This window comes from Leptospira adleri (genome assembly GCF_002811985.1).
Lineage (GTDB): Bacteria > Spirochaetota > Leptospiria > Leptospirales > Leptospiraceae > Leptospira > Leptospira adleri.
On sequence record NZ_NPDU01000025.1, the window covers coordinates 15,529 to 27,246 of the forward strand.

Consider the following 11,718-nt stretch of genomic DNA (forward strand, 5'->3'; position numbering starts at 1 on the left):
AATATCTTACTTGTGCTGAATATTCCAATCGTAGGGAATACTCTTATCATTTGCCGGTTTCCGGATTATTTCATCCGGGTCGTGCGGAAGCGAAGCGCAATTGGCTACTATGGCGCTTTTAGTTCCAATCCCTTTGAAACCATTCCATATAAGAGGGGGCACTGTTACTAAACAGTAGTTCTCTGGCGAAAGAAAAAATTCCATGATATTTCCTTTCGTAGAACTGTTGGGGCGGTCGTCGTATAACACAAACTTAATTTCTCCGAAAATAACGGCGTAATTCAAGGTCATCCGATTGTGTAAGTGCCAGGCTTTGATTGCCCCAGGATTCGTAGAAGAAAAGTATATTTCGCCAAAAGCCGAGAAAACGGGGGAATCAGATCGAAGCATGTGCATTACCTTACCTCGTTCGTCGAAGAACTGCTTCAATGGTGTTACGATTACGCCTTCAATCATTGCCAAAATACCTTTCAACTTGCTCCTTAGTTTTTTCCAAAACGTTGCCGCCGTCAATATAATGTTTATACCATGACGCGGTTGCTTCAAGCGTTTGATCAACGTTCCATCTTGGATACCAATTTAGGTATTGATGCGCCTTATCGCAGTTAAGCTGCAAAAGATGCGCCTCGTGTACTTTGTCTTGCGATTGGTCCACGATAATTTCTCCTTTCCCTAAGGAATCGATTATGGATTTCGTAACTTCGTAAACGGTACGAACCTTCTGAGTGGAAGGACCAAAATTCCAAGTTGTGCTGAACTTTTTAGGATTTTCCGATAAACATTTTGCGAGAGTAAGATAGCCGGAAAGGGGCTCCAACACATGTTGCCAAGGTCGAGTCGCATTCGGATTTCGTAATATTATCTTTCCGTTTGTCGTGATTGCTCTTATACAATCCGGAATGATTCTATCGGCCGACCAATCACCGCCACCGATTACGTTTCCTGCGCGCGCGGAGGCCGCCCCGAAATCGTTCTTTTTCTGAAAAAAGGACCTCAGATAGGAAGAAAATACCAATTCAGCGCTCGCCTTTGAGGCACTATATGGATCGTGACCTCCGAGCTGATCCGTTTCACGGTATCCCCATACCCATTCGACGTTTTCATAACATTTATCCGAAGTGATATATACAAGAGTCTTAATAGAATCGGAAAGCTCAACCGCATGGAGTAAATTTACCGATCCCATCACATTCGTTTCAAAAGTTGTTCTCGGATCGGCATACGATTCTCTCACTAACGCTTGTGCGGCCAAGTGAAATACGATTTCCGGTTTGAACGATTGAACAAGATCGTTCAGTTTATTAAAATCGCGAATATCCCCTTCGGTATGAAGAATCCCTTTTTTTAATTCGAGTAAATCGAAATGACTGACTTTCGTTATAGGCGGTAGTGCGTAACCGGCGACATTTGCTCCCGCTTGAGTCAGAATAAACGTCAGCCAAGACCCCTTAAAACCGGTATGACCGGTAATTAAAACGCGTTTACCCTTAAAAAAACGAATCAACGAATCCATGGCGCCTTACCTTGGTTATAAAGTTTATTCAATAATTCGAATTCGCGGCTTGTATCCATAGGCTGCCAAAAGCCGTCATGCTCATACATCATTAACTGACCTTCGGAAACCAACTTTCTCATCGGCTCTTGTTCAAATACTAAAGTGGAATCGTCATTTAGATAATCAAATATTCCGTGATTTGCGACGAAAAAGCCGCCCGAAATTCTGCCCGCGGTAGCTTGTGGCTTTTCGTTAAACTCGGTTACCTGGCCGTTATTCCGGCTAACCATTTCTCCAAATCTTCCGGGCGGACGAACTCCGGTCACCGTTAACACCTTACCGTGATTTTTATGGTATTCGATGGATTCATTGATATTAACGTCGCTGACTCCGTCACCATAGGTTAATAAAAAGTCCTCATTCCCGACGTAATTTTTCATTTTTGCGATTCTAGCACCCGTCATAGAATTCAATCCTGTATCAATCAGCGTCACTTTCCAATCCAATTCATCGTGCCTACTGTGATAACTAATTCCCCCGCTTTCGCCGAAGGTGATCGTAAAATCGCGCGTATAGGCCTCATAGTTTAGGAAAAAATCTTTGATAATCTGACCCTTATAACCTAAACATATTAGAAAATCCTTATGTCCAAAATTGGAGTAAATTTTCATTATATGCCACAATATCGGATATGGTCCAATCGGAATCATCGGTTTCGGAATATCGTCCGCAACGTCTCTAATACGAGTCCCAAATCCGCCTGCAAGAATTACTACTTTCAAACATACTCCTATCATTAAAAAAGAAAATACCAAAGATATCTTTTAAGAAAATTTCTTTCCCTGATTCTTACTGTTAACTTTCTAATTTAATTTCTGATTAATATTTTATTGCTACTATGATACGCACTTATTGTCGTGTTTTTATCTTACCCAACAATTGGGAAAGGGATACATCAGCGGTATTTAATAAACTTTCTCTGATCTGATCCAATTTTCTTTTAATTTCCATCTCGGAAGAATTTGCCTTATCAATATTTAGAATTTCAGCGAATGCGTATAAAACGTCATCTTCGATCGAATAAGTTGGATTGACGAGAATAGATTTCAACCAGTCCAGCATCGCAATATCGTAAAATTCCGATACTTGATCTATCATTTGATTACTTTTAAGACCTAATTCCACACTAAGACGATTATCATATTGACCGCCTGCAGCCCAATTGAGGAATGCAGTCAACATAGACGCAATAGGTCTTTTACCGACCTCCCAATTAAAATCTCCTGGAATTATTTGAGACTCGGTCGAAATGAATCCCGGCTCCTGTGAAAAATCCAACTTAAAAACTTGCTTAGTAGTTTTTACCTCAATACTTCGAGTGCGAGAAGCTCCGTTTCTTTCTAAATAAATCTTACATGGAACGTTTCCAACGATGATTTCAAGTTCCAATCTCGCTCCTCCTCGTGAAAAAACTAAACTCTTACAACTTTGTTCTAAATTTGGGAGCAAGTAATCGAAAATCGAAATTATATGCGGTAAGATATCCGCATAGATTGGTAAAAGAGAATCATATTTTTTGAACTCCCCATATCGAATCTCCGATTTAGGATCTATCCAATCAAACTGCAAAGACAATAATTCTCCTTCCTTTGTTACCAACTTTGCAAAATTTTCAATATACCTAGCATATAAAAAAACATGAGAGGCCGCGAAGCGCGTTCCTTGAATTCGAGCTAGATCAATTAATCTCCGAGAAGATTCACTGGAAAGGGTCAAAGGCTTTTCAACCAGGACCGGAATTTCGGAAGATAACGCAAATTCAATTGCTTTTGCGTGGTCACGAGCCGCATTCGCAATAATAACCGCTGAACAACTCTCATTTGTTAGTTCAGGCCAGACTGATTCTACTTTTATCCTTTTTTCTGAATCAAATTTCGAAACCCAAGCGGATAACTCTTTCGCGTTGTGTATCGAATGGATCGTCAGTTCGACTGAAGGGGAAACCTGAGTAATGAGAACTTCCGCTATGATGCGAGCCCACCTTCCTCCTCCAATCAAAGAAACTTTTCTAGGAAAGTAGGAAGATCCAGCGTGGGCGCCCACATCGGTATAACTTACGTTTCCCATAAGATTACTGAAGTTATATAAAATCCTTTTCGTCTAGTATATCGATAATCTCGCCCGTATAGCCGTTCTGCGTTAAGTAAGTGCGTATTTCCGTCGGAATATGCCAAGCCAAGTTTAAAATTGGCAGTGCTTTGTCCGAAAATGAAAATAATTCATCGTCTGAATGAATCGGTATCCGCGTTCCGGGTAAGAAATGACCAATCTTTAGCGAACCCGGCTTTTCATACACGGCTGAGATAATATTCTCATCTAAGCCTAGAAGTTTTACTAGGATCGCAGCGCGTCCAGGAAACGCTTTTGCTCTCAATTTACCATACTTCTTAAACATCGAGTTAATCATTTCTTTCTTTGACTTAAGCCAAAGATTAATTTTCTCTCTAAGTAATTTGAAATTGTTCATAAAATCTCTTTCGCGACTCGCTAACTTCTCGCGATCGAGCGACGAGTCTATTTGATCTGCGTTATAAGAAAATCCGATAAATACTCGAATATTCCCTCCGTATCTAGATGGAAACTCGACGCCTAACAACGACCCGCCCAAAGACTTCGCCATATATGTAAAGGAAGTATAACTGTAAGTCCGAGGATGCTCGTGGTAGAAAGTGTCAAACTGATTCCCATCTAACACAGATCCTAAATAATGATTCTCTATGACGATCACAGTGTTCGACGAGGCTAATTTTTTTAGCGCAGCGATAACTTCCCTGAGATTCTCAATATGGGCAAATACGTTTGTGAATGTGATGAAATCCGGTTTTCCATGAAGCTTAATTATCGTTTCAGCCAACGGCTCCGATAAAAAATCATTGAACGTTGCGTGTCCTTTTTCTTTCGCATCAGCGCAAGCCTCTGTTGGTTCAATTCCGATGGTGGTCGCTCCTTTGTTGCGAAAAAAATCCAACAGACTGCCGTCATTACAACCTATGTCTAAAACGGTTTTTCCGGTTAAACTACCGAATTTTTTCTGACAAGACTCGACAAGACCTTCCATACCTTTTAAGACATCCAAAGTAAAACGAGATCTATAATGATATGACTTCGGAAATAAATCGTGCTTCGGAACCTGAAAACGCTGGTGTGCCGTCAAACAAACCTCGCAGAATAAAATTTCGATCGGATATTCTTTGCACTTTCTGGTATCGCCAACAGGAACCAAATCATCGCACATGGGATGAAGGCCTAGGTCAAGAACGGAAACTAGCTTATCGTTAGAGCAAACTTCACATGAGTGGATTTCGATAACTTCGTTATTCATTTACAAACTTCCTTTTTACAACTACGATTTTTGTTATACGGATTGAGCGACTATCTTGAGCTAAAACGATCGCTTAATTTTCTAATAAAAAAATAAAAAAAAGACAAATAAAAATTCGGAAAAAGACAATTACTTAGAACAACTCCAATCGGATTTATATAATTTATCCCAGATACTTTCCTATGCAAAATCATGAACATCATATCCGGAATAAAAAATTTGAGGGCGAAGTTTCTACATTTTAAATACTTTAATAAAGAAAGACCATTCTTTCTATATTCATTCAATCCTTCGATCAATCTTACGCTTCGAACCAGAGGATACATTGGCACCCATTCCCGTGCGCCGGTCAAACATACGCTCAAAGGGGAAGAATGGAAGTAAGCCAAAGAATGAGAAAATGCCCGAGCAAATATCTTAACATGAACAAAAGTATTATCAAAGAAAGAGAATCTTCTCTCGTCTTCAAGATGGGGAGCGTTTACAATGTGGCAATTTTCCACCCATTTTTCCCGCCTAAATACCGACAAAAACATTCCTCCTAAAAAATCGAAAGAATATTTAGGATCTACTAATTCGATAAACTTCAGTTCGCCATCCTTCTTCCAGGAAGAAAACGATTCCATGTGTTCCGGTAAATGAGCCGTATCGAAGGGTTGTGGATAAGAGAATACAACCTCAGTCGTCAAATGAAACGAGTTTATATAGAAATAATCGACTTTCGAATGATTGGTAATCAAATCTGAGAGGCTTTTAAGCGCATTCGGAAGCAAAAGATCATCGTCTCCAATAAGCCAAACGAATTCTCCTTCCGCCATATCGACCACCTTTAGTACATTCCTGGCCACTCCGACGTTGAATTCATTCTTTCGGTATCGAATCGGAAGTTTTTTTTTGAAATTCTCGACCACACTTTCAGTTTGATCATCCGAATGGTTATCGGATATACAGACTTCAAAATCGATCTCTTCCCTATTTCCGTTAATAAAAATAGAATTTAGGCAATTGGACAAATGACTCGCGCGGTTATAAGTAGGAATACAAACGGAAATCTTCATTGGAAGGAGAATATTATATTTTCCTTAAATAAAAAGTAATATCATCCAGAGGGTATAAATGGCTTAAATAATTTTCATATCGAAATGGATAACGATTAGCGACGAAGACGAACATCCTTTTAATCCAGCCGTCACTAAGCGTTTCGTTAAAAACGATCCTTTCAGTTTTAAATGTCACTTTTGTATAGGCGTATCTTTTAAATATCATATGATCCGGATCAAAATACGTAAAAGAATTGACTCCGAAAAAATGCTTATGAGTCGGATCCGTAAAGGCCCATAACGATCTAAAATAAGGAACTATTACTTTAACAGAGCCACCCGGTTTACAGATTCGATATATTTCTTCCATGACTTTCATTACGTCGTCAAGGTGTTCTAAACAGTTATCGATATAAATCTCATTAAAATAAGAATCTTCAAAAGGATACGGGAAAGAATTCAAATCATGGATAACGTCCGCTTGGGTCCGACTGTTAAAATCGATCCCAATGGCACCGGCTCTTTTTTTATTTCCGCAGCCAACATCCAATATGGCATATTCTTTATTCATACAACACCTTTTTAGACATTTCTTTAAGATAGATTCAAGAACGTTCTCTACTCGGAATGTTAGGAATCATAGATAAAAACAATATTTTTTTCTTAAGGTCTCGTTACCATTCTTTAAATTGAATCCAAACCTTCATTCCTACTTTTTACAAAGGTAAAAACCAGTTGGGTGGAAAAAAGTTTGTTTAAGAGGGAATCGGCTTAGTGGAACGAAAGTCGATCGAGAATTAAAAAACCTTACGTTAAACAAAGATTATCACGGACTCAATTGCAAATTCTCTAACATGTGGAAAATTAAAAAAAATCAAGATTCAAATATTTCCGTCAATAACGCGACCGGGCGCTCGGTCATTAAAGCAAATTGAAGGCAAAATTCACGCCTCGCCCCTTGAACTTTCTCACTCAACCACCAATTCCCCACATCCTGCCATATCGAATTTATATGCCTAGCGCAAGATTCAGGAGAAAGATGCAAAATTCCGACTTCCTCTAACATTCGATAATAGGGGATCGCACTTTCTCTAAGATGGTCAAACTCATTTGCCCAAAAGGCTAATGTGGGAAAATTCAGAGAAAGCGTCTCTAATATTCCAGTCGAATCGTAACTATGAACGGCTAATCTGGACTTACGAAGTAAATTTATATTGTGCGTAATACCGAGATCGATTTTCAGATCGGGATTAAAATCTTTCCATCTTATATCTTCAGACCAATCCCTTTGAATAAATTCTCTATGCAATCGAATGACAAGGTCTTTTTTTATAGAAGGTTTCAACAAAGAAACAAAACGTTTCTGTTCTTCAAAGTATTCGTGGTGTTCCGCGTAAACATCCCAAGTGCGGATCAAGTGCGGTAGTGAAAGTTCGATCAAGAGCAAGTCACCCGAAGGATCATGTTCCATACGTTTTGCCCTTAGACTCTTAAATACAAACCCGGTTCGATGCACAGAATATTCTTTCGCCCAATTTCCCCACGCAATAAATTTGTCTGCAGTATCTTCTTCCACAGTCGGATTATTGAACCGGTAAGTGCCATAGTTGTTACCGTGTTGACCGACGTAATATTTCGAGCCAGTATGAATTTTTTCTGATATCCACCGTTTAAAAATCTCATCCGTATCGAAGCAGTTACTTGTAAAAACAAATCTCGGTTTGGATGGCCATGGCAACAAGTCGGCCTGGCGCGTAACTTCTTTAAACCCTTCCAAAAAACAAATAGGCATCATCTCGAAGAGTAGCGATAAAAAATAAAGCGGAACTCCTTCGAATTCGGTTTTTGCAATTTCATTCGTGAGATTTTTGCGAAGTGCAGAGTCATATTCCGCCTCGATTTTTGTTGAGGAAGTTCTCCAAATTTTCGGAAACTGAAACAGCTTTAATTGAAGTATAAACTCAATGAATACAGGAAAATAGCTGCTAATTAATAGGAAATCACTCTCTCTTACAAATATGCTCGAAAGCCTTTCGTAAATTCCCATTATTGTTTTCCTTATCTTCGCTTTATACGTTTCTTTAACTTCTTCGCCTTTTTTTTCAGGTATCTCAAAAGAACATTCGAGTTCCTTTATATTTTGATCCGAAATGAACGACAATAATTTTCCGAAAAGAACATTATTCCAGACCGGGTCGTTACAAGACCAAATAAAGGAGAGTGAATCTTTTGATGCCAGAAAATATTTGTCGTTTTTAAACAGAGTTGTCGATTCTATTTCGTGGTCGTTTAAGCATTCCCTCAAAGTGTTATATCGATTAATGAGCACGTCCGTATATCGGTTAAGCCAATGACCTAAGATGATTTTCCACGATCGGATATCGTAATTTACATTGTGGATTGAGTTTAACTTTACTTTTAAGACTTCGAGCAATCTATTTTGGATCGTTTTCGAAAACTCATAGTCTAGATACTTTTTCTCACCCAACCCATAGGGCTTTGCGACGATATGGTCCAGCTTCGACCAAGAATGTTGAAGATGGTATGGCTTGCACCATTCCCCCAAAAATACGATGGGCAGACCCGATCTCCAAGTCCTTTGATCGGAAGTTGTTATTAGATGAAATCCCAATTTTGCGACTGCTTGCTCAATTCAAGTTATTAGAAGAATCGCGTAGCGCTTCGAGTGAACGGATATAGTTTTGAAGATTTTGCGTCGGGTTGAAATTATTAGGAAATGGAATCTCAAATGGATCCAAAAATAAATTCGAAATCATTTCTTCAATTTCCTCTAAAAGGTTCGATGAATCCCAAGACAATTTCGATCGCAAGAAACCTATTTCGTAATAATATTCTTGATTTAAAATTTGGTCGTGGTCTATACAGATCCCAATCGTATTCTTTTGTAAGTTATAAAGTTCATTCAACGATTGTCCGCAACCTGAAATCACAATCCGTGCGGAAGAAATTTCCGACACCATTCTTGCTTCATTTAAATGTCCGAGAAGACGGACGTTTGGAAAACGAACCGTCAAGTCGGTTAACAAATCTGATTCCGGACAAACTATGGTGACGTCTTCGAATTTGAGCGAAAGACTAGCAAGTTTAGGCAACAATCTTCTATAATCTGAGCCGCCGATTGAAATTAGAATTTTTTTCTCCTTCGTCTTTTCTATCTTCTTACGGTCTCTAAAAGATTCTCGAAGAATCACAAAGTCGCTTCCTCCTATCGTTTTGCACTTTTGATTTTGATAATCAATCTTTGAAAAAAAAACATTCGGGTTTATCAGCAAATCGGCGCTGTATTCTATTCTGTTAAAATCATCGATTACGACTAATTTATTCGAATGATCATTGATGCGTTTTATCAATTCGGAACCTGCCAGATATGAATCCATGATAATGAAATCATATCTTTGAAGTTCGGTGTACCACCGCGATTCATTGAGCCAGTCGAAAATCTTATGTTGATCAGAAGCAAAATTCGGACTCCCCTTTAAAGAGAGCAAAATATCAACCGGATTTTCCTGACTTTTAAAGTAAGAACTTAGGGCGGTCATCCTTGTTATATGCCCGAGTCCGATTCCAGATCCGGCCTCGGTTAAGATAAGCACTTTCATCAAAGAGCAAATAGATTTATTGAATTATTGTACATGACGTTTTCTATTTGTGTTTGGGAAAACTTATACTTTTCAAAAAATGCAAGATGGACCTCCAGAGCTTCATCGAAAAGGCAATAGGGATTATCGCTCCCGAAAACAATTCTATCACAACCAATCTTCTTATAAGCAAAGGCAAAATCCAACTCAACGGAAGATCCGATGTAATAAGGAAGCGAGAATGATGTATCTAGCCAAACATTCGGATTGGATAATGCCAGAAGAGCGGCTTCCAAGATTCTTTTGCCGCCACTATGAACGAGTACGATCGGCGTTTTGCGAATTTTATCCGCCACAAAGCAAGCCAACTTCAAATTATCGAAATCAAACATCTTAGCGGTTCCGTAACTGCCATCCAGGCAAACAACAAGATTATTTTTCTGAGCAATCTGACATACCTTAAGCACGGAGCTAAAGTCAGACTCTGAAATTTCTTGCAGGTAAGAATTAAACATGATCGCCCTACTACCGGAAGCGATCAGTTTTTCCAAATAATTCTCGATATCGGGTCTTCTAAAATCGACGAGAGAGGTTAGAGCATATTTCGGACAAACGCTTTGAATTTCTTTTTTAAAACCAGCTATGTCCTCCAAGTGAAGGTTGGGATTAAAGAGCAGAACGTTAATTCCTTCCGTTTTTTGGATCGTTTCATTATATTTTTTTAGGCCGATGCTCAAGTCTTTCGAGGAAAGATTGAGATCTTGTTTGATAACGACGTTAACATCAGAGTCTTCTATAAAAGGAAGATGAATATTGAAATCAAATATCTTCATTTGTAAATGAAAACCATAAATTCCTTTTGAGGAATCGGCGCATAATTGTGTTTCAGAACTACGTTAGGCGATATCTTCAATACAAAATCCAGAACTTTCGAAGGATCATGATAAAAAACAACATCTTCTTTCGGATACTCTGGAGTCAGTTTCGAACTTAAAAAATCTACAATTAACACTTCTGTCGTAATCTCATAAGCGTTTTTAATGAGATCAAAAGAATACTCGTAGTTTTTCTCTCCGTTTCCTAATTTAAAATTTAACAATCCTAACATCAGCGATATTTGATGATTTTCATTTAATTGCTGCGTTATTTCTAGTTCCGTTAAATTTGCGATGTCTCGACTTGCAAAATGAACGATATCGCTTTCCAACGATCTATTCTCGTTTAGAAATTTTTCGTTTACGTCCCATCCGATGTATCTTGCGAGACCGGATTTTTTTTCGTTGGCGTACGTCAAAAAATCGGAGAAACCGCATCCTATATCTAAAACGTTCTTATTTAGAAAATCAGCCGCCGTCAGCACTTGCTCAAATCGATATTTCTGCTGTTCGACGCTCCCCCAACCTAGTGACTTCACGTCTTTTCCTAATTTATCGTAGCGATTGTTGTATCGCACAATAGCGTTTTTAGTTACTTCGGACCAATTGCTCATTCACTTACCTTTTATAAATCAAACTCAGCGAGCTTTGCCCTCAAAACGTCAGGGAGAACATTCGGAGCTTTCAGATAAGCTTTTTCACAAATCGTCTTATAAGTCGACCATTTGAGCGTATCTATACAATAATACCATATATCTTCTTGTAGTTCTATAAATTCTAATTTTTTGATAGTGATTTCGTTTATTTCATCTTTTTCAATAATTGCAACTCCGGAATCATCGGCGATTAAAAGACTTTGATTCAATTGTTTCGCTCTTTTTTCTGCCGCACTTAGAACGGCAGCGTCAGCTTTCACATCTTTGTTATCACATCCAAGCGGAGTCGTTCCTAGAGACCATATCGGATAATTCTCCTTTAACAAAGTGTGTGCATCCCGAACCAGTCCATTCGCAATGATGGCTTTGGAAGATTTATATAGGCTTATATATTTTGCCACTATATCTCCAAACAATGCCTTTTCTCCACAATCAAAGGCGTCAACAAAAACGACTTTGCATTCTTCGATAGTTTCAACTTGCTTATGCAACGGCCAATTTGATTCGTGATAAGTAAAAACATAAGCGACTTCGCCGACGATATGCCGTCCTTTGGTTAAGGGTTTGAATCCTGGTAAAACTCCTCTCTTACCAAGGGCATCCGAAACTTCGACAGTTGATATTTTGTTTTTCTCTATTAAAGAAATTATTTTCTTTTTGATGTCGTCCAA

General features: G+C 38.7%; 12 protein-coding genes and 1 pseudogene. 1 reads left to right on the forward strand and 12 read right to left on the reverse strand.

Annotated features, from left to right (window positions below):
* Positions 1-6 precede the first annotated feature (6 nt).
* The 5 genes from CH376_RS11185 to CH376_RS11205 form a co-directional block, all read right to left on the reverse strand.
* Entirely contained in the window at positions 7-456 is a 450-nt protein-coding gene (locus tag CH376_RS11185) for a dTDP-4-dehydrorhamnose 3,5-epimerase family protein (RefSeq protein WP_100788081.1), read from the reverse strand.
* Entirely contained in the window at positions 449-1,513 is a 1,065-nt protein-coding gene (gene rfbG / locus CH376_RS11190; protein ID WP_100788082.1) for a CDP-glucose 4,6-dehydratase, read from the reverse strand. The genes CH376_RS11185 and rfbG overlap by 8 nt, the downstream gene beginning before the upstream one ends.
* Entirely contained in the window at positions 1,501-2,277 is a 777-nt protein-coding gene (gene rfbF / locus CH376_RS11195; RefSeq protein WP_100788100.1) for a glucose-1-phosphate cytidylyltransferase, read from the reverse strand. Before rfbF ends, rfbG begins: the two co-directional genes overlap by 13 nt.
* Positions 2,278-2,404: 127 nt before the next feature.
* The gene (locus CH376_RS11200) at positions 2,405-3,622 is read right to left on the reverse strand and encodes a Gfo/Idh/MocA family oxidoreductase (RefSeq protein WP_100788083.1); all 1,218 of its coding nucleotides are present in this window, start codon (positions 3,620-3,622) and stop codon (positions 2,405-2,407) included.
* 13 nt (positions 3,623-3,635) lie between these two features.
* Entirely contained in the window at positions 3,636-4,877 is a 1,242-nt protein-coding gene (locus CH376_RS11205) for a class I SAM-dependent methyltransferase (protein ID WP_100788084.1), read from the reverse strand.
* 219 nt (positions 4,878-5,096) lie between these two features.
* Between CH376_RS11205 and CH376_RS24580 the strand changes: the two genes are divergently transcribed.
* On the forward strand, positions 5,097-5,261 hold the full coding sequence (locus CH376_RS24580) for a hypothetical protein (protein ID WP_243398263.1): 165 nt from the start codon (positions 5,097-5,099) through the stop codon (positions 5,259-5,261).
* 323 nt (positions 5,262-5,584) lie between these two features.
* On the opposite strand, the pseudogene CH376_RS24585 reads toward CH376_RS24580, so the two are convergent.
* The 7 genes and pseudogenes from CH376_RS24585 to CH376_RS11240 form a co-directional block, all read right to left on the reverse strand.
* Positions 5,585-5,935 (reverse strand): annotated as a pseudogene (locus tag CH376_RS24585) (glycosyltransferase family 2 protein); the annotation flags it as partial.
* Between the two features lie 13 nt (positions 5,936-5,948).
* On the reverse strand, positions 5,949-6,488 hold the full coding sequence (locus CH376_RS11215; RefSeq protein ID WP_100788086.1) for a class I SAM-dependent methyltransferase: 540 nt from the start codon (positions 6,486-6,488) through the stop codon (positions 5,949-5,951).
* Between the two features lie 303 nt (positions 6,489-6,791).
* Positions 6,792-8,549 carry an LIC12162 family transferase gene (locus CH376_RS11220; protein ID WP_165783623.1) on the reverse strand — a complete coding sequence of 586 codons (1,758 nt, stop codon included), beginning with the start codon at positions 8,547-8,549 and terminating at the stop codon, positions 6,792-6,794.
* Between the two features lie 16 nt (positions 8,550-8,565).
* Positions 8,566-8,898, reverse strand: a complete 333-nt coding sequence (locus CH376_RS24425; RefSeq protein WP_207769137.1) for a hypothetical protein — start codon at positions 8,896-8,898, stop codon at positions 8,566-8,568.
* A gap of 638 nt (positions 8,899-9,536) precedes the next feature.
* Positions 9,537-10,253 (reverse strand): amidohydrolase family protein, encoded by a 717-nt coding sequence (locus CH376_RS11230; RefSeq protein WP_243398258.1) that lies wholly within the window; start codon positions 10,251-10,253, stop codon positions 9,537-9,539.
* A 92-nt stretch (positions 10,254-10,345) separates the two neighbouring features.
* The gene (locus CH376_RS11235) at positions 10,346-11,005 is read right to left on the reverse strand and encodes an SAM-dependent methyltransferase (RefSeq protein WP_100788090.1); all 660 of its coding nucleotides are present in this window, start codon (positions 11,003-11,005) and stop codon (positions 10,346-10,348) included.
* Between the two features lie 11 nt (positions 11,006-11,016).
* On the reverse strand, positions 11,017-11,718 hold the full coding sequence (locus CH376_RS11240) for an RraA family protein (protein ID WP_100788091.1): 702 nt from the start codon (positions 11,716-11,718) through the stop codon (positions 11,017-11,019).